Here is a 22,443-nt window from a genome sequence, read left to right on the forward strand (position 1 = left end):
ACGGGTGGGCTCAGGCCTCGAAGGGGCGGGCCGGCCAGGGCGCGCCGGCCGGGCGCAGGGCCTGCAGCCCGTCCCCGGCGCGCGCGGCCACCAGGGACAGCACACCCACCACCAGGCAGTTGTTGTGCACGTCCCCGGCCAGGATGCGCCGCACCAGCTCGTCGACCGGCACCCGCGCGCTCTCCATGTCGGTCTCCTCGTGCTCCGCCTCGAAGCGCTTGCCCTCGGCGTCGGACAGACCGCGGGCGAGGAAGATGCGCACGGCCTCGTCGCAGCCGCCGGGGCTGGTGTAGACGTCGGTCAGGACCCGCCAGTCGTCGGCCTTGACGTGCGCCTCCTCGTACAGCTCGCGCTGCGCGGCGTGCAGCGGGTTCTCGCCGGGCACGTCGAGCAGCCCGGCCGGGATCTCCCACAGCTTGTGCCGCACCGGGTGACGGTACTGGTTGATCAGCAGGACCCGGTCCTCCTCGTCCAGGGCGAGGACGGCGACCGAGCCGGGGTGGACCTGGTAGTCGCGGGCGGCCACCGAGCCGTCGGGCATGACCACGTCGTCCGTGCGGACGGAGGTCTTGTTGCCCACGAAGGGGGTGTCGGTCGCCCGGATCTCCCACTCCTCGGGAGTGTCCTTGATCGTCATGCCTGTCCTTCCACGTGCGTGCCGACCGGCCGGCCGAAACGGAACCGGGGTGCCCGCCCGTGAGGGCGTGCACCCCGGCCACCGTAACAACCGGTGCGTTACTTCGAGTTCTGCCGCTCGACGGCGGCCTTCACGAGCCCGGCGAACAGCGGGTGCGGGCGGGTCGGCCGAGAGCGCAGCTCCGGGTGCGCCTGGGTGGCGACCAGGTAGGGGTGGACGTCGCGCGGGTACTCCACGTACTCCACCAGCTTGCCGTCCGGGGAGGTGCCGGAGAACACGATGCCGGCCTTCTTCTCCAGCTCAGCGCGGTAGGCGTTGTTGACCTCGTAGCGGTGGCGGTGGCGCTCCTCGACGTACTCCTTGCCGTCGTAGACCTCGCGGACGATGGAGCCCTCGGCGAGCTTGGCCGGGTACATGCCCAGGCGCATCGTGCCGCCCATGTCGCCGTCGCCGGCGACGATGTCCATCTGCTCGGCCATGGTGGAGATCACCGGGTGGGCGGTGGCGGGGTCGAACTCGGTGGAGTTGGCGTCGGGGATGTCCGCGAGGTTGCGGGCGGCCTCGATCACGATGCACTGCAGGCCCAGGCACAGGCCCAGCAGCGGGATCTTGTTCTCGCGGGCGTAGCGGATCGCGCCGACCTTGCCCAGCACGCCGCGGTCGCCGAAGCCGCCGGGGATGCAGATGCCGTCGACGTCGGCGAGCTGCGCCTTGGCGCCGGCCGGGGTCTTGCAGTCGTCCGAGGTGACCCACTTGATCTTCACGCGGGCCCGGTTGGCGAAGCCGCCGGCGCGCAGCGCCTCGGTGACCGACAGGTAGGCGTCGGGCAGGTCGATGTACTTGCCGACCAGGGCGAGGGTGACCTCGTGCTCGGGGTTGTGGACGCGGTCGAGCAGGTCGTCCCAGGTCGTCCAGTCCACGTCCCGGAACGGCAGGTCGAGCTTGCGCACCACGTAGGCGTCCAGGCCCTCGGCGTGCACGACCTTGGGGATGTCGTAGATGGAGCGGGCGTCGGGGCAGGCGACCACGGCGGCCTCGTCCACGTCGCACATCAGGGAGATCTTCCGCTTGATGGCGGTGGGGACCTCCCGGTCGCAGCGCAGCACGATCGCGTCCGGCTGGATGCCGATGTTGCGCAGGGCGGCGACCGAGTGCTGGGTGGGCTTGGTCTTCAGCTCGCCCGAGGGGCCGATGTACGGCAGCAGGGAGATGTGGACGACGAAGACGTTGTCCCGGCCGACCTCGTGCCGCACCTGGCGGACGGTCTCCAGGAACGGCAGCGACTCGATGTCGCCGACGGTGCCGCCGACCTCGGTGATGACGACGTCGACCTCGTCGGTGGCCATGCGCCGGATGCGGTGCTTGATCTCGTTGGTGATGTGCGGGATGACCTGCACCGTGTCGCCCAGGTACTCGCCGCGGCGCTCCTTGGCGATCACCGTCGAGTAGACCTGGCCCGTGGTGACGTTGGCGCTGCCGTCCAGGTCGCGGTCGAGGAAGCGCTCGTAGTGCCCGATGTCCAGGTCGGTCTCGGCGCCGTCGTTGGTGACGAACACCTCACCGTGCTGGAAGGGGTTCATCGTGCCCGGGTCGACGTTCAGGTACGGGTCGAGCTTCTGCATCACGACGCGCAGGCCGCGAGCCTTGAGCAGCATGCCCAGGCTGGAGGCGGTCAGGCCCTTGCCGAGCGAGGAGGCGACACCCCCGGTGACGAAGATGTGCTTGGTCGTCGTGGCTGTGCTCGATCGAAAAGCGGGGGGCGGCATGGCCAAGAGGGGGCTCCCGTGGTCGCTGTCTGTGATGCGGTGCGGCTGCCGGAGTGGAAGACTCCGAAGGTGCCGTCGCTGCGGTTCGGGGGTTTCAGGCCCACCGGTCCACGGGCTACCAGGGTATCAGCGCCTGGGCGGGATGGCTTCCGGCCACGCTCCGCGCCCGCGTCGACACAGCCACGCACCACTCACCGGTTTCTCACCCGCCGCTCACCCGTTCGGCCCATACGGGTTGCCCGGAGCGGCGCGCACAACATGTACATGCGTCGTATCCTGCTCGGACACTCGCTGCCGAGCCCGGCCGGAACGACGGCACACCCCCGCTGCATCCCCGGAACAACGAGAGCGCGGCAGTTCGTTGAGCAAAGACTGCCGTGTTGCCCCAGGGCTCGGCGGGCTGCTTTGCTTCACCGCTCAACGACGCAAAACAACCACCCCTTGACCGCACTAGCGACAGCCCCCTGCGCGGGGGTGACGTGGCCGTTCGACTGGAGTTGCACGTGGCCGGGCGCATCGAAGACTACGCACTCATCGGAGACATGCAGACCGCCGCACTGGTCTGCCGGGACGGCACGGTGGACTGGCTGTGCCTGCCCCGCTTCGACTCGCACGCCATCTTCGCCGGCCTGCTGGGCACCGAGGAGCACGGCTTCTGGCGGCTCGGCCCGGCGCACGCCGCCGACGCCAGGCCGCCGGTGGCCGCCCGGCGCAGCTACCGCGGCGACTCGCTGATCCTGGAGTCGGAGTGGGACACCCCGCGCGGCACGGTCCGCGTGACCGATTTCATGCCCCCGCGCGACGGCGCCCCCCAGCTGATCCGGATCGTGGAGGGCGTCACCGGCCGGGTGCCGATGCGCTCGGCCCTGCGGATGCGGTTCTCCTACGGCCGGGTGGTGCCCTGGGTGCACAAGCACGAGGGCCGCACGGTGGCCGTGGCCGGGCCGGACTCCGTGTGGTTCGACGCGGAGACCGAGACCTACGGCAAGTCGCTGACCACGTACGCGGACTTCACGGTCGCTCCCGGTGACCGGATCGCGTTCACCATCTCGTGGCAGCCCTCGCACAAGGAGCCGCCGCCGCTGCCCGAGCCGGAGGCCTCGCTGGAGGCGACGGAGGACTTCTGGCGCGAGTGGGTCGAGCACTGTACGTACCACGGGCCGTACCGCGAGGCGGTGGTCCGCTCGCTGATCACGCTCAAGGCGCTGACGTACGCCCCGACCGGCGGCATCGTCGCCGCGCCCACCACCTCCCTGCCGGAGGACATCGGCGGCGTCCGCAACTGGGACTACCGCTACACCTGGCTGCGGGACGCGGCGATCACCCTGTCCTCGCTGCTGCGCACCGGCTACCGCGAGGAGGCCCGCGCCTGGCGCGAGTGGCTGCTGCGGGCGGTCGCCGGCGACCCGGAGAACCTGCAGATCATGTACGGCATCGCCGGCGAGCGCGAGCTCGGCGAGGCCGAGCTGGACTGGCTGCCGGGCTACGAGAAGTCCGCCCCGGTCCGGGTCGGCAACGGCGCCGCGCACCAGCTCCAGCTGGACGTGTACGGCGAGGTCACCGAGGCCCTGCACCTGGGCCACATGACCGGCCTGGCCCGCAACGACTACGCCTCGCTGCTCCAGCTGAAGCTGATCCGCTACCTGGAGGACCACTGGCAGGAGCCGGACGAGGGCATCTGGGAGGTGCGCGGCCCGCGCCGGCACTTCGTGCACTCCAAGGTGATGGCCTGGGTGGCGGTGGACCGCACGATCAAGCTGATCGAGTCCGGGGACGCCGACGGTCCGCTGGAGCGCTGGCGCGAGCTGCGCGACGACATCCACCGGGACGTGTGCGAGAAGGGCTACGACAAGGAACGCAACACCTTCACCCAGTCCTACGGCTCGCAGGAGCTGGACGCCTCGCTGCTGCTCATCCCGCAGATGGGCTTCCTGCCGCCGGACGACAAGCGGGTGATCGGCACGATCGAGGCGATCCAGCGCGAGCTGTCCACCCCGGACGGGTTCATCCTGCGCTACCCGACGGAGGGCGAGCACGCGGGCGTCGACGGCCTGCCCGGCGACGAGGGCGCCTTCCTCGCCTGCTCGTTCTGGATGGCGGACGACCTCGCGATGATCGGCCGGGTGGACGAGGCCCGCAAGCTGTTCGAGAAGCTGCTCGCGCTGCGCAACGACCTGGGCCTGCTCGCCGAGGAGTGGGACCCGCGCCTGAAGCGCCAGGTGGGCAACTTCCCGCAGGCGTTCAGCCATGTGCCGCTGATCGACACGGCCCTGCGGCTGACGGCTTCGGGGGCGTACGGCGGCTGAGGCGTGACCTGGTGACCGTGCGCGCCTAGGCTGGGACCCGGACCACAGCCCCTGTTCCGGAAGGGGGCGGCCATGGCTCCCCTCTCGAAGGCGGGCGCGGCCCTCGCCGCGTTGCGCGAGGACCTCGTCGGCGATGTGCTCACCGGTGGGGACACGGGTTACGACGAGGCGAGAGCCGTCTTCGACGCGAGGACCGACCGGCGGCCGGCCGTGATCGCCGAGTGCGCGGACGCGGTCGACGTGGTCCGGGCCGTGCGCTTCGCCAGGGAACTGGACCTGCACGTCGCGGTCCGCGGCGGCGGGCACGGCCTGGTCGGTTCGGCGCTCGGCGGCGGGGCCCTCGTGGTGGACCTGCGCCGGATGCACGCGGTCACGGTCGATCCGGCGGCCGAGGCGGTCCGGGTGGAGGGCGGCGCCACGATGGGCCACCTGGACCGGGCCGCCGAGCCGTACGGCCTGGCGACCACCGGCGGGCGGGCCCCCACCCTCGGCGTCGGCGGGTACGTGCTGAGCGGCGGCACCGGCTGGCTGGACCGCGTCTTCGGCCTCGCCGCCGACAACCTCCTCGGCGTCGAACTGGTCACCGCGGACGCCGAGCGGGTGCACGCGAACGCCGACGAGAACCCCGAGCTGTTCTGGGCGCTGCACGGCGGGGGCGGCAACTTCGGCATCGCCACCGCGCTGACCCTGCGGCTGCACGAGCTGCCGGAGTTCTCCCTCGTCCTGCTGCTGCACCTGCCGGAGTCCGGCCCCGACGTGGTCCGCACCTTCCGGGAGGTCCTCGCCGCGGCACCGGACGAGCTGAGCGGCGCGGTGCTGTACCTGACCGGCCCGCCGGCGCCGTTCGTGCCGGAGCGGCTGGTGGGCGCGCCGCTGTGCGCAGCCCTGCTGACGTACGCGGGCGGGGAGGACGACCTGCGCAAGCTCGCCGAACCGCTGCTCGCGCTCCCGCACGAGGTGGAGCTGGCCGGTGACATGCCGTACGCCGACGCGCAGTGCCTGCTCGACCCCCCGTCCGGGCTGCGGAGCCACTGGTCGGCCCAGTGCCTGACCGGTCTGCCGGACGACGCGGTGGAGGTCTTCTGCGCCCGCGCGGACGGCATGCCGGCGTCCGCCGGCACCCGGCACCCGCTGTTCCCGCTGGGCGGGGCGATCGCCGCCGGCCCGCCCGGGTACCCGGTGCCGTACCGGGACGCCTCCTGGGCCGCGCACCCGATGGCGCTCTGGGAGGACCCCTCCGACGACGCGCGGGCGACCGCCTGGGTGCGGGACGTGTGCGCCGGCCTGCGGCCGTGGAGCACGGGCGCCGTCTGTCCCGGCCTCATCGGCGACGAGGGCCCCGAGCGGGTGCGGGCGGGGCTGGGCGCCGGGAACGTCCTGCGTCTGGAGAAGGTGAAGCGGCGGTACGACCCCGACAACGTGTTCCGCTTCAACCACAACATCCGCCCCGTGTGACCCCGGGCCCGAGCGGAACGGCCGGTGCGGTGCGGCCGGTGCGGGTACGGCCGGTGCGGAGATGCCGCCGGAACGGGCGCGCGGGTAGCGTCCGCTGCATGGACAGCGGCACGGACCACCGATACGACACCCAGGGCGCCGGCATCACCGTGCAGCGGGCGCTGGAGCTGCCCGGACTGCGCAGCGGACTGCCGGAGGTCCTGGCGGGCGGCGACCGGCTGGGCCGTACCGTGCGCTGGGTGCACGCGGGCGAGGTGCCGAACATCGCCTCGCTGCTCAAGGGCGGCGAGCTGCTGCTGACCACCGGCTACGGCCTGGGCGCCCGCCCGGCCGACCAGCGGGCCTTCGTCCGGACCCTCGCCGAGCGCGGGATCGCCGCCCTGGTGGTGGAGCTCGGGCCGCGCTTCACCCGGCTGCCGGCCGCCCTGGTGGACACCGCCCGGGCGGCCGGCATGCCCCTGGTCCAGCTGCACCGCGAGGTGCCGTTCGTGACGGTGACCGAGGAGATCCACACCGAGATCGTCAACGGGCACTACGCGCTGCTGCAGCGGGCGGAGGAGGTGCACCGGCGGTGCACCGGGGCGCTGCTGGGCGGCGGCGGGGTGCCGCAGGTGCTGGGCATCCTGGCCGACTTCTGCGGCAACCCGGTGTTCCTGGAGACCGCCGGCGGCCGGCTGCTGTACGCGGCCGGGGCCGGGCCGGAGGGCGCGGACCCGCTGCAGGTGTGGGAAGGGCTGCGCGGCCCGCACAAGCAGGCGCCGCCGCCCGCCGGGTCGGTGCTGGTGGACGTGCCCGGCGGCGGCCCCGGCACGGCGGGCCCGGTGCGCGCCCGGCTGGTGCTGCTGCCGGTCCGCTCACCGCTGGCCCCGGTGCACCGGATCGCCGCGGAGCGGGCCGCGGGCATCCTGGCCGTGGTGCTGATGCAGGCCCGGCAGGAGGAGGAGCTGGCGGCGCGCGGCCGGGGGGACTTCCTCACCGACCTCGCCGAGGGCCGGATCGCCGCGGAGGACGCCCCGGCGCAGGCCCGGGTCCTCGGCTTCAAGCCCGGCGGCGGTCCGCTGCTGCCCGTGGTGATGCGCGTCGGGGACGCCCTGTCGCCCGGCGGGGGCTGGGCGGTGCTGGCCCGGGCGGTGTCGAAGGAGCTGGCCGCGGTGGGGGTGCCGGTGCTGCTGGGCGTGCGGCCGCTGGAGGGCCGGGTGCTGGTGCTGCTGGGGCTGCGCGCCGAGTCGGAGCGGCCGGCGGTCGCGGACCGGGTGGCGGCGGCGCTGCGGGCGGGCGTGGAGCGGGCCGGGATGCGGCGGCCGGGCACCGCGCCGCCGGTCGTGGTGGCCGGGGTGGCGGGCGGCTGGGCGTCGGCCTCGGCCGGGCTGCGGCACGCGGCGGAGACGGCTGCGGCCGCGCAGGGCCTGACCGACCGGCCCTGGTACGACGCCCGGCGCCTGGACATCGACCTGCTGATGTGGCGGCTGCGCGACCATCCGGACCTGGCGGCCTTCGTGGACCGCGCGATCGGCCCGCTGCTCGACCACGACGAGCGCTCCAGACCGCCGCTTCTGCCGACCCTGGAGACCTATCTCGCGCACGCCGGCCGCAAGGCGGAGACGGCCCGCGAGCTGCACCTGAACCGGCAGACGCTGTACAACCGGCTGGCCCGGATCGGGGAGTTGCTGGGCACCGACCTGGACGACCCGCAGACGGTACTGGCGTTGAGCCTCGCCCTGCGCGCCCGCCGGCACGTGCCGTAGGGGTTGCGCCGCCGACGCGACCCGACCCGACCGGGACGGCGACCGCCTAGACCAGGGGCCGCGGCCGGGTCAACTCGTCGTAGACGTCGAGGACCTGCGCGACGGTCTCGTCCTCCGTCGGCCAGGTCGCGGCCTGCCGGGTCCCGCGCTCGCGCAGCAGCGCGCGCCGCTCCGGGTCCGCGAGCAGCCGTACGACGGCGTCGGCCAGCAGCTGCGGTTCGCCGTAGGGGACGAGTTCGGCTGCCTCGCCGACGAGGTCCGGGATGCCGCCGACTCGGGTCGCGACGAGCGGCACACCCGCGTGCAGCGCCTCCTGGGCGAGCACCGACCGTGACTCCCATCTGCTGGTCAGCAGCGCCAGATCGGCGGCGGCGAGCAGTTCGGGCACGTCCTCGCGGTGTCCGAGGAGCCGCACCGGCAGCCGCTCGTCCTCGATCCGCCGCTCCAGCACCGGACGCAGCGGTCCCTCCCCCGCGACGACCACCAGGGGCGCCGGGTCGAGGTCCCGCCACAGGCGCGCCGCGTCGAGCAGGAGGCCGTAGCCGCGCTGCCGGTCCAGCGGACCGGCCGCGAGGAGCAACGGGCGGGCGGTGGCGCCCAGTCGGGCCCGGATCCCGGGTCGCGGCAGGCCGGGGCCGTCCGGGTCCGCGCGGCCGCCCGGCCCGCGCCGGCCGGGCAGGGCGACGGCCGCGAGCCGGGCGTCCCGGGCGCCGGTCCGCCGGGCCCGGTCGACCAGGTCGGGGCTGGTGCCGAGGACGACGGCCGCCGTCCTCATCACCCGCCGTTCCAGCAGCCGCAGCAGATGCTCCCGCGGGCCCTCCACCGGGGCGCGGTTGTGCCAGGTGACGACCAGCGGGGTGGTGCGCCCGCCGAGTGCGAGCACGGTGCGGAAGGAGGCGTGCAGACCGTGCGCGTGCACCAGGTCGGCGTGGGCGCAGGCCGTCCGGAGCGCGGCCACGGAGACCGGGTCGCTGCTGCGGGGCACGTGGACGTGGTCGGCGCCGGCGCCGGTGAAGTCGTGGGCGCGGTCGGCCTCGATGGGGGCGCACACGGTGACGCGCACGCCCCTGGCGACCAGTCCCTCGGCCAGGGAGCGCACATGCGCGCTGCTGTCCGCGTTGCCCCCGCCGAGCACCTGCACGGTGCGCAGCGGCGACCGGCCGTGCGGTGCGTTGCTGGCTACGGGGCTCACGTGGCCGGGGCTCCTGGTTCGCGTCGACGGGTCACGAGCAAACGTACAGAAGGCGGCGGGCTCGGGGGCGCGGAAGCGCGCACCCCGCGCGCCGGTCGCACGGACGGTTCCGGAGCCAGCATGCCAGGGGGCCCGGCGTTGCGGGCCCACCCGCGGAAGGCTCCGGGCGGCCCGGCGACATGTCCGAGCGTGTCACCCACAAGGGTGAGCGGGCGCCTGGACGAGGCAGCCGTGGGACCGCGTACGCCGAGGTCAGGCCTTCACAGCGCCCGCGCCCGCGCGCTCACCCGGTCGCCGAACCGGACGCCGCACCCGGTCGCGGCCACCACAGCGGCGGCGTGCGCGAGCAGCGCCCCCGCCCGGCGCACGCGACGACGGCGGCTCCCAGCGCGGCGCCCGGCGCGTGCGCCCCCGTGTCGCCGAGCATCACGCGCTTCCCCGGATCGTCGGGCAGCACGGCCGCGGCGGCGCCCACGGCGGCCGCGCCCGGTTCCCCGCCCGGCCCCTGCCGCAGCAGTCCCGGCGCCCCGAGGACGAGCACCGCCCCGGCGGCGCGCCCCGGCCGGACGTCGAGGAGGTTGACGACGTGGGCGGTTCCGGCGATCACGACGGCGGCCAGCGCCTTGTCCAGCGGCCGCTCCTTCATCAGGGCACCCGCCGCCGGCCCCGCGGCCGGTATCCCGGACAGCTCCACGGCGCCGCTGGTGACCTCGCCCCGGCGCACCGCGCCCAGGTGCGCCCGCACGCCGCGCCGGTGGTCCCCGGCGACGTCGTCGTGCGCACCGCGGACCGCGGCGGCGAGCACCGCGGGCCCGGCGCCGGGGTGGGCGCGTGCGGCCCCCAGGGCCGCGGCGGCGGCCGACGCCGGCCCCGCGTACCGGCCGACGGTCCGCCCGGCGTGGTTCGCCCGCTTCCGGCGCGCGCGGCCGCCGGGCGCGACCCGGCGCGGTGCGGCCATGGCCGCGCGGGCGCCGGCGGCGGCGAGCAGCAGGGACCCGGCCCTGCCCCTCACCCGTCCGCCCTGGCCGTCGCCAGCAGTTCCTCCGCGTGCGCCCGGGCCGTCTCGGAGTCCTCCTGGCCGGCGAGCATCCGCGACAGCTCACGGACGCGGTCCTCGCCCTCCAGCACCTTCACCCCGGATCGGGTGACCGACCCGTCGTCGGTCTTCTCCACCAGGAGCTGCCGGTCGGCGAACGCGGCGACCTGCGGCAGGTGGGTGACCACGACGACCTGCGCGGTCTTGGCGAGCTTCGCCAGGCGCCGCCCGATCTCGACGGCCGCCTTGCCGCCGACGCCCGCGTCGACCTCGTCGAACAGGTAGGTCGGCACGGGGTCGGTGCCCGCGAACACCACCTCCACCGCGAGCATCACGCGGGACAGCTCGCCGCCGGAGGCGCCCTTGGCGATGGGCCGGGGCGGGGCGCCCGGGTGCGGGGCGAGCAGCAGCTCCACCTCGTCCGCGCCGGACGGCCCGTAGGCGACGGTCCGTCCGCCGACCTCCACTCCCTCGGGGTCCTCGGTCTGCCGGATCTCGAAGGACACCCGCGCGTGGGGCATCGCCAGCGAGGCCAGCTCGGCGGTCACCGCGGCGGCGAACCGCTCGGCGGCCTCCGTCCGCGCGTCCGTCAGCGCCTGCGCGAGGCCGCCGAGTTCGGTGCGCAGGGCGTCCCGCTCCGCGGTCAGCTCCGCGATCCGCTCGTCGTCGCCGTCCAGCTCGGTCAGCCGCGCGGCGCTCCGCTCGGCCCAGGCGAGGACGGCGTTCACGTCCTCGCCGTACTTGCGGGTGAGCGCCGTCAGCGCGGCCCGGCGCTCCTCCACCGCGGCCAGCCGCAGCGGATCGGCGTCGAGGTCGTCGGCGTACCCGGCCAGCTCGCCCGCGACGTCGCCGAGGAGGATGCCGATCTCCCCGATCCGCTCGGCGAGCGCGGCCAGCGCCGGGTCGTGCGAGCGGACGGCCTCCAGGGCCCGGTGGGCGCCCGCGACGAGGGTGGAGGCGTCGATCCCCTCGGGGTCCTCCGGATTGCCCGCGAGGGCGGCGTGCGCGGCCGTCGCGGCGGACGACAGGGCCTCGGCGTGTCCCAGCCGCTCGGCCTCCTCGGCCAGCTCGGCGTCCTCCCCGGGCCGCGGTTCCACGGCGGCGATCTCGTCGAGCCCGTACCGCAGCATGTCGGCTTCCTGGGCCCGCTCGCGCGCCCGCGTGGTGATCTCCTCCAGCTCCGCGGAGACGGCCCGCAGCCGCTTGTAGGCCTCCGTGTACGCGGCGAGCGGCACGGCGACGGCGTCGCCCGCGTACCGGTCCAGGGCCTGCCGCTGCCGGGACGGCTTCAGCAGCCCCTGCTGGTCGGTCTGCCCGTGCACGGCCACCAGGTCGTCGGCCAGCTCGGCGAGCAGCCCCACCGGCACCGCCCGCCCGCCCAGGTGCGCCCGGGAGCGCCCCTCGGCGGAGACGGTACGGCTGATCAGCAGGGCGCCGTCGTCCAGCTCGGCCCCGGCCTCCTCGGCGCGTACGACGGCGGCGGCGTCCTCGGGCACGGCGATCCGCCCCTCCACGACGGCCTTCCCGGCCCCGAGCCGCACCAGCGCCGGGTCCGCCCGGCCGCCGAGCAGCAGCCCCAGGCTGGTGACCACCATGGTCTTGCCCGCACCGGTCTCACCGGTGACGGCGGTGAACCCCGGCGACAGCTCGACGACGGCGTCGTCGATGACCCCGAGCGACCGTATCCGCATCTCCTCCAACACGGAACAGACCATACGAGGTCCGGGCGGCGCAGCGCACACGGCCCGCCCCCGTCACTCCGCCGAGTGGTGGGGCGCCCCCCGCCACCCGGTGGTCGGCAGCGCGAACTTCGCCACGAGACGGTCGGTGAAGGACGAGTGGTGCAGCCGGGCCAGCCGCACCGGCACGGCTCCCCGCCGCACCTCCACCCGCGCCCCCGGCGGCAGCTCCACGGTCCGCCGCCCGTCGCACCACAGCACCCCGGGCGGGATGTGCGGCAGCACCTCCACGGCCAGCACCGAGTCGGGGGAGGTCACCAGCGGTTTGGCGAACAGGGCGTGCGCGCTGATCGGCACCATCAGCAGCGCCTCCACCTCCGGCCACACCACGGGCCCGCCCGCCGAGAAGGCGTACGCGGTGGACCCGGTCGGCGTGGACAGCACGACCCCGTCGCACCCGAACCCCGTCACCGGCCGCCCGTCGATCTCCAGCACGACTTCCAGCAGCTTCTCCGCGCCGGCCTTCTGCACGGCCGCCTCGTTCAGCGCCCAGTCGGTGTGCACGATGTCGCCGTTGCGGTGCACGACGACGTCGACGGTCATCCGCTCCTCCACCTCGTAGGACCGCGCCACCACCCGGTCCACCACCCGGTCGAGGTCGTCGCGCTCGGCCTCGGCGAGGAAGCCCACCCGTCCGAGGTTGACGCCGAGCATCGGCACCCCGGAGGCCCGGGCGAACTCGGCCCCGCGCAGCAGCGTGCCGTCACCGCCGAGCACGATCAGCAGCTCGCACCCGTCGAGGCACTGCGGGGTGGCCTCCTTGACGAGGACCACCTCGTCCGGGAGCGGCAGGTCGCGCGCCTCCTCCTCCAGCACCCGCACCCCGATGCCATGCCGCAGCAGGCCCTTGACGACGAGTTCCGCACTGCGGATCGCCGCGGGCCGCCCGGTGTGGGCGAGCAGGAAAACAGTACGCGCCAGGTTCTGTGTCAACGCGGCCCCTCCGCCACTGCACGGTCGACGTCGGCCGGGTCCACCTGGGGTGCCCCCGCCCGAAGCCAGAGAAAGTACTCGACGTTCCCCGAGGGGCCGGGCAGCGGACTGGCGGTGACGGCACGCACCCCGAGTCCCAGCTCCCAGGCCCTCCCGGCCACTGCCCGCACGGCCTCCGCCCGCAGTTGCGGACTCCGTACGACACCTCCGCTGCCGAGCCGCTCCTTCCCCACTTCGAACTGCGGTTTGACCATCATCACCAGGTCGGCGTCCGGCGTCACGCACCGCTTCAGGGCGGGCAGCACCAGCCCCAGCGGGATGAAGGACAGATCGCCCACGACAAGTTCCACCGGCTCCCCATCGATCGCGTCGAGCGTCAACTCGCGTACGTTCGTACGGTCCTTGACGGTGACGCGTTCATCGTTGCGCAGAGACCAGGCGAGCTGCCCGTAGCCGACGTCCACCGCGACGACGTGCGCGGCGCCCGCGCGCAGCAGGACGTCGGTGAAGCCGCCGGTGGACGCTCCGGCGTCCAGCGCGCGGCGGCCCTCGACGACGAGCCCCTGCGGCACGAACGCCTTCAGCGCGCCGGCGAGCTTGTGCCCGCCCCGGGAGACGTAGTCGGGGTCGCTGTCGTCGGCCTGGACGACGATCGCCGCCGCGGTGTCCACCTGCGTGGCCGGCTTGGTCGCCACGGTCCTGCCGACGGTGACGCGTCCGGCGGCGATCAGCTGGCTGGCGTGCTCGCGCGAGCGGGCGAGCTTCCGGCGGACCAGCTCCGCGTCGAGACGGCGGCGTGCGACTCCTGCCACGTTCGGTTCAGCTCCTGTGTCGGTACGGCGGTGCGGGGGCCGGAGGGCCCGGGCGGGCGTCGAGCGCGGTCAGCGCGTCGCGCAACCCCCGGTGTACATCCTCGTACACCTCGACGTGCCCCTCGGTGGCGAGGTGGTCGGCGTCGGCCAGCCGGTCCAGGTGCGCGTCGACCCCGGCGTCGCCGGTCGGGGTGCGCGGGACGTTCAGGGGGGCCGGGGCGGCGGGGTCGTACTCGGGCTCGGGCGCGGGCTCGGCGGCGTTCGCGGCGGCCTGCGCGACGGTCCCGGCCCCGGACACGGACTCGCTCATGCCCAGACGCTACCGCGAACCGCTGGGGTACCGTCGTGGGCGATGGCCACGATCGAGGAGTGCCGCGCCGCACTGGGGAAGTTCTCGGACACCATGCAGGGCGCCGAGGGCGAGGCCCGCGCCGCCGCCGCCCTGGACCGCTCCGTGAGCTGCCACATCACCGACCTGGACGTCACCTTCGCGGGCCGGCTGACCGGCGGCCGGATCGAGGTGGACGACACGCATCCCGGGCCGCCGCGCCGGAGGGCGCAGATACGGCTCGCCCTGGCCGGGGACGACCTGGTGGCCCTGGTGGCCGGCGACCTGAACTTCGCGACCGCCTGGGGCAGGGGCCGGGTGCGGCTGGAGGCGAGCCTGCTGGACCTGTTCCGGCTCAGGAAGCTGCTGTGATCCTGCCCGCGCGGGCCTTCCGGGCGGCCGGCACCACCAGCGGGGTCCCGGTCTCGGGGTCGTCGATGACCTGGCAGCGCAGCCCGAAGACCTCTTCGACCAGTTCGGCCGTGACGATGTCGTTCGGGGCGCCCTCGGCGATCACCCTGCCGTCGCGCAGGGCGATCAGGTGGGTCGCGTAGCGGGCGGCGTGGTTGAGGTCGTGCAGCACGGCGACCAGGGTGCGGCCCTGTGTCTCGTGCAGCTCGGCGCACAGGTCGAGGACGTCGATCTGGTGCTGGATGTCCAGGTAGGTGGTCGGCTCGTCCAGGAGCAGCAGCGGGGTCTGCTGGGCCAGCGCCATGGCGATCCACACCCGCTGCCGCTGCCCGCCGGACAGCTCGTCCACGTACCGGTCGGCCAGCTCGGCGACCCCGGTCTGCCGCATCGCCTCCTGCACCACCCGCTCGTCCTCCGCCGACCACTGGCGCAGCAGGCCCTGGTGCGGGTAGCGGCCCCGGCCGACGAGGTCGGCGACGGTGATCCCGTCGGGCGCGACGGACGACTGGGGCAGCAGGCCGAGGGTCCGCGCCACCTTCTTGGCGGGCAGGGACCGGATGGCCTGCCCGTCGAGCAGCACCCGGCCCTCGGTGGGCTTCAGCATCCGCGACAGCGCCCGCAGCAGCGTCGACTTGCCGCAGGCGTTCGGGCCGACGATCACCGTGAAGGAGTTGTCGGGTATCTCCACCGACAGCCGTTCGGCGATCACGCGCTGGTCGTAGGCGAGGGTGACGTTCTCGGCGGAGAGCCGGTTCACAGTGCTCCTAGGGGTGTTCGGGTGCGGGCCGCTCTGTCCGGGACGTGAGCGCGCGTCATATCCGGCCCGCCCGGCGCTCGGTGACCAGCAGCCACAGCAGGTAGCCGCCGCCGAGGACGCCCGTGACCACGCCGACGGGCAGCTGGTCGGCGCCGAACACCCGCTGGGAGGCCCAGTCGGCGGCGACCAGCAGGGTGGCGCCCATGCACAGGGAGGGCAGCAGGTTCGGCCCCGGCGAGCGGGTCAGGCGCCGGGCGAGCTGCGGCGCGGTCAGCGCGACGAAGCCGACGGGGCCGGCGGCCGCGGTGGCGGCGGCGGTGAGCAGCACGGCGCAGACCGTCAGCAGCAGCCGGAGGCGCTGCACGCGCACCCCGAGCGCGTTCGCGACGTCGTCGCCCATCTCCGTCATCCGCAGACCGCGCGCCTGGCCGAGCACGAGCGGGACGAGGAGCGCCCACAGCGCGAGCAGCGGCCAGACCTGGTCCCAGTCCCGGCCGCCCAGGGAGCCGGTCATCCAGACGACCGCGCGGGCCGCGTCGACCAGGTCGGCCTCGGTGAGCAGGTATCCGTTGACGGCGACGGCGATCGCGTTGACCCCGATGCCGACCAGCACCAGCCGGTAGCCGTGCACGCCCTGCTTCCACGCGAGCAGGTAGATGGCGAGCCCGGTCGCCAGACCGCCGGCGAGCGCGCCGGCGGTGACCTGGGCGGCGCTGCCGGACATCGTCACGATGACGACGAGCGCTCCGGCCGTCGAGCCCTGCGACAGGCCGAGCACGTCCGGACTGCCGAGCGGATTGCGGGAGACGGCCTGGAACAGCGCGCCGCCGAGACCGAGCGAGGCGCCGACCAGGAGGCCGATCAGGACCCGCGGCAGACGCAGCTCGTCGACGATGAAGTCCTGGTAGGCGGTGCCGTTCCCGGCGAGCGTCCGCAGCACGTCCGCCGCGGGGATCCGGGCCTCGCCGGTGCCGATCAGCGCGACCCCGGCGGCGAGCGCGGCGGCCAGCAGGAGCACGACGACGGTCAGGGCGCGCGGGTCCAGGCGCAGGGAGAGGCCGCCGGGAGTGCGCAGGGCACGGCTGCGGGTGCGTGTCTTCACAGCTGGGCCGTCCTCCGCCGTCGTACGAGCATGATGAAGACCGGGCCGCCGACGACCGCGGTGACGATGCCGGCCTGCACCTCGGAGGGCCGGGCCACGACCCGGCCGACGACGTCGGCGCCGAGCAGCAGCACGGGCGACAGGACCGCCGCGTACGGCAGGATCCAGCGCAGGTCGGGGCCGGTGAAGGAGCGCACCGCGTGCGGGACCATCAGGCCGACGAAGACGATCGGACCGCAGGCGGCGGTCGCCGCACCGCACAGCACCACGGCGGCCAGCATGGCCAGCGCACGGGTGCGGTCAAGGTCGGCGCCGAGGGCGCGGGCGGTGTCGTCGCCCATCTCCACGGCGTTCAGCGGCCGGGCCAGGACGAGTGCGAGGACCGTGCCGGCCGCGAGGAACGGCAGCACCTGAGTGACGGTCGAGCCGGTGGCCGAGGCCAGCGAACCCACCGTCCAGAAACGCATCTTGCCCAGGGCCGCGCCGTCCATGATCATCACGGCCTGCAGATAGCCGTACAGGGCCGCGCTGATCGCCGTGCCGGCGAGCGCGAGCCGGACCGGGGTGGCGCTGCGGCTGCCGCCGAGGAACCACACCAGCGCGCCGACCGCCGCGGCGCCGAGGAACGCGAACCACACGTATCCGGTGAGGCTGGTGACGCCGAAGTAGGTGATGGCCGTGACGACGGCGGCGGCGGCGCCCGCGTTGATGCCGAGCAGCCCGGGGTCGGCCAGCGGATTGCGGGTCAGCGCCTGCAGCACCGCGCCGGAGAGACCGAGCGCGGCCCCGGCCAGCAGACCGAGGACCGTGCGCCAGAGCCGCTGGTCCACCACGACGTCGCCGTACGTCCCCGTGGCCTGGAACAGGCCGTGCCAGACCTGGCCCGGCGCCAGCGGCTTGGCCCCGACGGCGATGCTCGCCGCCGCGACGAGCAGCAGCAGAGCCACCGAGAGCAGCAGCCCGAGGGCCCGCGCCGCCCGGCGGGTCGGGGGCGCGGGGGCACTCGCCGCGCGCGGTTCCGGAGGACTGTCGACCAACACGCGGTTAGGTTAGCCTACCCTGCCAGCCGTTCACGATCCCCGGGCCGCCGCGGTCACGAACCGAGCGGTCGCGTTCCCCGGTTCGTCGTCGCGCTCACAGACCGAGCCGGGCCAGCGCCTTCTCGCCGTCCAGCTCGCACACCCCGTCGCCGGCCGCCGTCCAGGCCGCCGCGCACAGGGCCCGCAGCCCGTCCAGCGACTCGCCGTCGCCCTCCAGCTCCAGCCGCCCGGCCCCGGCCGTCGCCGTCCAGCCGCCGCAGCGGAAGCCGTCGCCCTCCGGGGTGACCTCCGGCTGCCCGGCGAGCAGCCCGCGCAGGTCGGCGTCCACATACGTCGGCCGGTGCCGCGGCGGCGCGGCCAGCAGCCCCGCCCCGTCGGTGACGCCGGTCAGCACCAGCAGCGAGTCGACCCCGCCGTTGCACGCCCCCTCGATGTCCGTGTCCAGCCGGTCCCCCACGACCAGCGGACGCTCGGCGCCGGTGCGCAGGATCGTCTCCCGGTGCATCGGCGGCAGCGGCTTGCCCGCGACCTGCGGCTCGGCGCCGGTCGCGAGGCGCACGACCTCCACGGCCGCCCCGTTGCCCGGCGCGATGCCCCGACCGCTCGGGATCGTCAGATCGGTGTTGGACGCGAACCACGGCACCCCCCGCCGCACGGCGTACGACGCCTCCGCGAACCGCCCCCACGGCAGTTCCGGCCCGCCGTACCCCTGCACGACCGCCGCCGGATCGTCGTCCGCCGACTCCACCGGCACCAGGCCGCGTTCGCGCAGCGCCACCCGCAGCCCCTCGCCGCCGACCACCAGCACCCGCGCCCCGGCCGGCACCTGCTCGCTGACCAGCCGCGCGACGGCCTGCGCGGAGGTGATGACGTCGTCGGCCCCCGTCGGTATCCCCAGCTCCGTCAGATGCCCGGCCACGGCGTCGGGAGTCCGCAGCGCGTTGTTGGTGACGTAGGCGAGACGCATCCCGCCCGCGCGGGCGCGCTCGAGCGACCCGACCGCGTGCGCGATCGCGCTCCCGCCCGCGTACACCACCCCGTCCAGGTCGAGCAGCGCCGTGTCGTACGCCTCGTTCAGAGGCCGCCGACTGCTCTCGGGCCTCGTCCTGACGCCCTGGGTCATGTCCACATCGCTCCTCGTTCAGTCGCCTTTCCCCCGATCATCCCGCACCCCGCCGGCACACGTACGATGCCGGGATGAACACAGCAGGTCACTCGGAGGCAACGGCGCACCGGGGCCTGGAACTCACCCCGTTCCGAGGCCTTCGCTACGACCCCGACCGGGTCGGCAGCCTCGCCTCCGTCACGTCCCCTCCCTACGACGTCGTCGTACGCCCCGACGGCCTGCACCACCTGCAGTCGGCCGACCCGTACAACATCGTCCGGCTGATCCTGCCCCAGGCCGGGACGCCGAGCGCCGGCACGGAACAGGCCGCCGGCACCCTGCGCCGCTGGCTGGACGAGGGCGTCCTCACCGCGGACCCGGAGCCCGGCCTGTACGTGTACGAGCAGCGGGGCGGCGACGGCATGCTCCAGCGGGGCGTCATCGGCGCCCTGCGCGTCTCGGACCCCGCGGACGGCGTGGTGCTGCCGCACGAGGACGTGATGCCGCCGGTGGTCGCCGAGCGCGCGGCCCTGATGCGCGCCACCCGCGCGAACCTGGAGCCGCTGCTGCTGACGTACCGCGGCGACGGTGCCGCGGCCGAGGTCGTCGAGCGCACGGCGGCCCGCCCGCCGCTGCTGGCCACGACCACCGAGGACGGCTTCCACCACCGCCTGTGGTCCGTCACCGACCCGGAGGACGTCACCCGCGTCCAGTCCGACCTCGCCGGCCGGCAGGCCCTGATCGCCGACGGCCACCACCGCTGGGCCACCTACCGCCGGCTGCGCGCGGAACACCCCTCGCCCAGCCCCTGGGACTACGGCCTGGTCCTGCTGGTCGACACGGCCCGCTATCCGCTGCGCGTCCGCGCCATCCACCGGCTGCTGCACGGCCTGCCGGTCGCGGACGCGCTGACCGCGGTGCGGGGCCTGTTCCGGATACGGCGCCTGGACGTGCCGCTGCCGGAGGCCCTCGACGCCCTCGCGGACGCGTCCTGCGAGGGCAACGCCTTCCTGCTGGCCGGCGACGGCGCCTTCCACCTGCTCGACCGCCCGGACCCCGACCTGCTGTCCCGCACGGTCCCGGCGGACCGCCCCGCCGCCTGGCGCTCCCTGGACGCCACGGTCCTGCACGCCACGCTGCTGGAGCACGTCTGGGGCATCCCCGAGGACTCCCCGGCCCACATCGCCTACATCCACGACACCGCCGCGACGGTCGAGAAGGCGGAACGCGACGGCTCCACGGCCGTCCTGCTGCACCCGGTCCGCGAGGAGGTCGTGCGCGACCTGGCCCGGCAGGGCGTCACGATGCCCCGCAAGTCGACGTCGTTCGGCCCGAAGCCGGCGTCCGGGCTGGTGCTGCGCGCGCTGGAGATCTGAGTTGGTGCATCGGTGTCCGGTCCATCGCTGGGCTCGGGTGGCAGGTGCTGTCCGGCCCTGCGTGCCGGAGAAGAGCGCGAGGGCTCCCCGGCTGGGCTGCGCCCTTGACCTCAACCTCGGTTCGGACGCGACACTCGGCGCATGGAGACCACCAAGAGCAGCACCATGAGCAGCACCATTCTCTTCCGCAACACCATGCGTATCACGGACGGTCACCTCGACGGTTTCCGGCGTGCCATCGCGCGGGCGGTGGCATTCGCTCAAGAGCACGGCCCTCAGCTCATGGTCGAGGTCTTCATCGACGAGGAGCGGATGCTGGCGCACAGCTTCCAGCTCTACCGCGACTCCGATGCCGTCCGCGCCCACTGGCGGCTCTCGGACCCGTACATCCGCGAGGTGATGGAGCACTGCACCGTGCAGCACTTCGAGATATTCGGTGCGCCGGACCACGACATCGTGGCGGCTCTCAAGACCCCCGACGGCGAATCCTTCCCCTTCGCCGTTTCGCCGCGCCTCGCCGGCTTCCACCGTCTCGGGACGCCCGGCTCGGGTGAATCACCCTCTCAGCGGGGTGCGTGAAAGGGGAGGGGGCAGGCCCGCTGCGGGCCTGCCCCCTCCCCTTTCGACCGTGTCAGTCCTTACCCGCGTCCGTCCCGCCGCCGGTCCCGCCGCGGGTCTCCTCGTCCGTCTCGGAGTCCTCGGAGGAGGCGTCCGCCAGGTCGTCCGGCTCGTCCTCGGCCAGGGCGTCGACGAACTCCACGCCGTCCAGCTCGGCCAGCCGGTCCGAGGCGTCCGTGCTGCCGTCCCGGTCGGCCTCGACGGCCTTCGCGAACCACTCGCGCGCCTCGCCCTCCCGGCCCGCGGCCAGCAGGGCGTCCGCGTAGGCGTAACGCAGGCGGGCGGTCCAGGGCTGCACCGCGTTCGAGGCGAGCTCGGGGCTCTGCAGAGTCACGATGGCCGCGTCCAGCTGCCCCATGTCACGGCGGGCGCCGGCGGCGACGAGCCGCATCTCCACCTGCCCGGCCTTGTCCAGCTTGTGCACCTCCGGGGCGCCGGCCATGTCCAGCGCCTTCTCCGGCCGGCCCAGCCCGCGCTCGCAGTCGGCCATCACCGGCCACAGGTCCACGGTGCCGGTCATCCGCCGGGCGGCCCGGAACTCGGCGAGGGCCTCGCCGTACTTCTGGTTCGCGTAGGCGGCGAACCCGGCGGCCTCGCGGACGGCGGCGACGCGGGACGCCAGGCGCAGGGCCACCCTGGAGTAGCCGTACGCGGCCTCGGGGTCCTCGTCGATGAGCCGGGCGACCATCACCAGGTTCTTGGCGACGTCGTCCGCGAGCGTCTTGGGCAGGCTCTGCAGCTCCTGCCGGACGTCCTTGTCGATCTCCTCGCCGGTGACGTCCTCCGGGATCGGCAGCCGCTTGATCGGCTCACGGTCCCGGTCGCGCTCGTCGCGGAACCGGCCGCCGCCACGGCGGTCGTCCCGGCCGTCGCGTCCCCGGAAGCCACCGGGCCGACCGCCGCGGTCGTCCCTGCGCGGCCCACGGCCCCCGCGGTCGTCACGGCCCCGGAAACCACCGCGCTCGCCGCCGCGCTCACCTCGGCTGTCGTCGCGGCGGAAGCCACCGCGGACGTCGTCGCGGCGGTGGGCGGGACGCTCCCCGCGGTCACCGCGGTCGTCACGGCGGAACCCGCCACGGTCGTCGTCCCGGCGGTCGTCACGCCGGAAACCGGCGCGGTCGTCGTCGCGGCGGTAGGAGGGACGGTCACCGCGGTCGTCACGGCGGAAGCCGCCGCGGTCGTCGTCGCGGCGGTAGGAGGGACGGTCACCGCGGTCGTCACGGCGGTCGTTGTCACGGCGGAAGCCGCCGCGCTCGCCACGGTCGCGGTCGTCCCGCTGGAACGCCGGCCGCGCACCGCGCTCACCCTCGCGACGGAAACCGCCGCCACGGCGGTCATCGCGGGAATCGTCGCGCCGGAAGCCGCCGCGCTCGCCACGGTCGCGGTCGTCACGCCGGAAGCCACCGCGGTGGTCGTCGCGCCGGCCGCCGTAGCCGCCACGCTCGTCGTCGCGGCGGTAGGAGGGACGGTCGTCGTCGCGGCGGTACGCGGGACGGTCACCTCGGTCGTCACGGCGGAAGCCGCCGCGGTCGTCGTCGCGGCGGTAGGAGGAACGGTCACCGCGGTCGTCACGGCGGTCGTTGTCACGGCGGAAGCCGCCGCGCTCGCCACGGTCGCGGTCGTCCCGCTGGAACGCCGGCCGCGCACCGCGCTCACCCTCGCGACGGAAACCGCCGCCACGGCGGTCGTCGCGCCGGTCCTCGCGCCGGTCGTCACGGCGGCCGTACCCGCCGCGGTCGTCACGACGGAAGCCGCGGTCACCGCGGTCGTCACGGCGGTCGTCACGGCGATCGTCGCGCCGGTCGCCGTCACGGCGGAAGCCGCCGCGGTCACCGCGGTCACCACTGTCCCGTCGCCGCTGGTCGCGCTCCGGTCGGTCGTCGGGAGAGTTGGTGGACATGGTGACTCCTGTCTTCGGTACCACAAGCATTGTAAAAAACGAAAGGACCCCTGGTCCCAGCTGAACGCTGGTGACCAGGGGTCCTCCAAAGATTGTTCGGCGGCGTCCTACTCTCCCACAGGGTCCCCCCTGCAGTACCATCGGCGCTGTGAGGCTTAGCTTCCGGGTTCGGAATGTAACCGGGC

The 22,443-nt window shown here is 74.6% G+C and carries 18 protein-coding genes, 1 rRNA gene and 1 pseudogene; 6 read left to right on the forward strand and 14 right to left on the reverse strand.

The features are described 5' to 3' along the window. Window positions 1-10: 10 nt before the first annotated feature. On the reverse strand, window positions 11-637 hold the full coding sequence (locus ABZ261_RS28070; protein WP_356863913.1) for an NUDIX hydrolase: 627 nt from the start codon (window positions 635-637) through the stop codon (window positions 11-13). A gap of 98 nt (window positions 638-735) precedes the next feature. Continuing rightward, complete coding sequence (locus tag ABZ261_RS28075) at window positions 736-2,403, reverse strand: CTP synthase (protein WP_356863941.1); 1,668 nt, start codon at window positions 2,401-2,403, stop codon at window positions 736-738. Window positions 2,404-2,906: 503 nt separating this feature from the next. Between ABZ261_RS28075 and ABZ261_RS28080 the strand changes: the two genes are divergently transcribed. The 3 genes from ABZ261_RS28080 to ABZ261_RS28090 all read left to right on the forward strand — a co-directional run bounded on the left by ABZ261_RS28080 (window position 2,907) and on the right by ABZ261_RS28090 (window position 7,909). Further along, window positions 2,907-4,709, forward strand: coding sequence for a glycoside hydrolase family 15 protein (locus ABZ261_RS28080; RefSeq protein WP_356863943.1), 1,803 nt, complete (start codon window positions 2,907-2,909; stop codon window positions 4,707-4,709). Between the two features lie 72 nt (window positions 4,710-4,781). Beyond that, window positions 4,782-6,164, forward strand: coding sequence for an FAD-binding oxidoreductase (locus ABZ261_RS28085; RefSeq protein WP_356863915.1), 1,383 nt, complete (start codon window positions 4,782-4,784; stop codon window positions 6,162-6,164). Between the two features lie 98 nt (window positions 6,165-6,262). Next, window positions 6,263-7,909, forward strand: coding sequence for a PucR family transcriptional regulator (locus tag ABZ261_RS28090; RefSeq protein WP_356863917.1), 1,647 nt, complete (start codon window positions 6,263-6,265; stop codon window positions 7,907-7,909). 46 nt (window positions 7,910-7,955) lie between these two features. On the opposite strand, the gene ABZ261_RS28095 is transcribed toward ABZ261_RS28090, so the two are convergent. The 6 genes and pseudogenes from ABZ261_RS28095 to ABZ261_RS28120 all read right to left on the reverse strand — a co-directional run bounded on the left by ABZ261_RS28095 (window position 7,956) and on the right by ABZ261_RS28120 (window position 13,931). Next, window positions 7,956-9,101 carry a glycosyltransferase family 4 protein gene (locus tag ABZ261_RS28095; RefSeq protein WP_356863919.1) on the reverse strand — a complete coding sequence of 382 codons (1,146 nt, stop codon included), beginning with the start codon at window positions 9,099-9,101 and terminating at the stop codon, window positions 7,956-7,958. 260 nt (window positions 9,102-9,361) lie between these two features. After that, window positions 9,362-10,059 (reverse strand): annotated as a pseudogene (locus ABZ261_RS28100) (hypothetical protein). Between the two features lie 50 nt (window positions 10,060-10,109). Beyond that, on the reverse strand, window positions 10,110-11,852 hold the full coding sequence (recN, locus tag ABZ261_RS28105) for a DNA repair protein RecN (protein ID WP_356863921.1): 1,743 nt from the start codon (window positions 11,850-11,852) through the stop codon (window positions 10,110-10,112). 39 nt (window positions 11,853-11,891) lie between these two features. Next, on the reverse strand, window positions 11,892-12,809 hold the full coding sequence (locus ABZ261_RS28110; RefSeq protein WP_356863923.1) for an NAD kinase: 918 nt from the start codon (window positions 12,807-12,809) through the stop codon (window positions 11,892-11,894). Continuing rightward, window positions 12,806-13,621, reverse strand: a complete 816-nt coding sequence (locus ABZ261_RS28115; protein WP_356863925.1) for a TlyA family RNA methyltransferase — start codon at window positions 13,619-13,621, stop codon at window positions 12,806-12,808. The genes ABZ261_RS28110 and ABZ261_RS28115 overlap by 4 nt, the downstream gene beginning before the upstream one ends. Window positions 13,622-13,628: 7 nt before the next feature. Beyond that, window positions 13,629-13,931, reverse strand: a complete 303-nt coding sequence (locus tag ABZ261_RS28120) for a hypothetical protein (RefSeq protein WP_356863927.1) — start codon at window positions 13,929-13,931, stop codon at window positions 13,629-13,631. A gap of 42 nt (window positions 13,932-13,973) precedes the next feature. On the opposite strand from ABZ261_RS28120, the gene ABZ261_RS28125 reads away from it, so the two are divergent. Further along, window positions 13,974-14,321, forward strand: a complete 348-nt coding sequence (locus ABZ261_RS28125; RefSeq protein WP_356863929.1) for a sterol-binding protein — start codon at window positions 13,974-13,976, stop codon at window positions 14,319-14,321. Here ABZ261_RS28125 and ABZ261_RS28130 read toward each other — a convergent pair. The 4 genes from ABZ261_RS28130 to ABZ261_RS28145 form a co-directional block, all read right to left on the reverse strand. After that, entirely contained in the window at window positions 14,305-15,117 is an 813-nt protein-coding gene (locus ABZ261_RS28130; RefSeq protein ID WP_356863931.1) for an ABC transporter ATP-binding protein, read from the reverse strand. The genes ABZ261_RS28125 and ABZ261_RS28130 overlap by 17 nt on opposite strands. 55 nt (window positions 15,118-15,172) lie before the next feature. Beyond that, a complete protein-coding gene (locus ABZ261_RS28135; protein ID WP_356863933.1) occupies window positions 15,173-16,219 on the reverse strand; it encodes an iron chelate uptake ABC transporter family permease subunit in 1,047 nt (348 codons plus the stop codon). Further along, window positions 16,216-17,259 (reverse strand): iron chelate uptake ABC transporter family permease subunit, encoded by a 1,044-nt coding sequence (locus ABZ261_RS28140; protein WP_356863935.1) that lies wholly within the window; start codon window positions 17,257-17,259, stop codon window positions 16,216-16,218. The genes ABZ261_RS28135 and ABZ261_RS28140 overlap by 4 nt, the downstream gene beginning before the upstream one ends. 94 nt (window positions 17,260-17,353) lie before the next feature. After that, window positions 17,354-18,382 (reverse strand): HAD hydrolase-like protein, encoded by a 1,029-nt coding sequence (locus ABZ261_RS28145; RefSeq protein ID WP_356863937.1) that lies wholly within the window; start codon window positions 18,380-18,382, stop codon window positions 17,354-17,356. A gap of 74 nt (window positions 18,383-18,456) precedes the next feature. On the opposite strand from ABZ261_RS28145, the gene ABZ261_RS28150 reads away from it, so the two are divergent. Together ABZ261_RS28150 and ABZ261_RS28155 are read left to right on the forward strand one after the other, a co-directional pair. Beyond that, window positions 18,457-19,740 (forward strand): DUF1015 domain-containing protein, encoded by a 1,284-nt coding sequence (locus tag ABZ261_RS28150; protein ID WP_356863938.1) that lies wholly within the window; start codon window positions 18,457-18,459, stop codon window positions 19,738-19,740. A gap of 141 nt (window positions 19,741-19,881) precedes the next feature. After that, window positions 19,882-20,319, forward strand: coding sequence for a hypothetical protein (locus ABZ261_RS28155; RefSeq protein ID WP_356863939.1), 438 nt, complete (start codon window positions 19,882-19,884; stop codon window positions 20,317-20,319). Between the two features lie 52 nt (window positions 20,320-20,371). Here the strand turns inward: ABZ261_RS28155 and ABZ261_RS28160 are convergent, their stop codons facing one another. Both ABZ261_RS28160 and rrf read right to left on the reverse strand, forming a co-directional pair. After that, window positions 20,372-21,154, reverse strand: a complete 783-nt coding sequence (locus ABZ261_RS28160; protein ID WP_356863945.1) for a hypothetical protein — start codon at window positions 21,152-21,154, stop codon at window positions 20,372-20,374. 1,198 nt (window positions 21,155-22,352) lie between these two features. Next, window positions 22,353-22,443, reverse strand: a 5S ribosomal RNA gene (rrf, locus tag ABZ261_RS28165); the annotation flags it as partial.

This window comes from Streptomyces sp. NPDC006193 (assembly GCF_040613915.1).
Classification (GTDB): Bacteria; Actinomycetota; Actinomycetes; order Streptomycetales; family Streptomycetaceae; genus Streptomyces.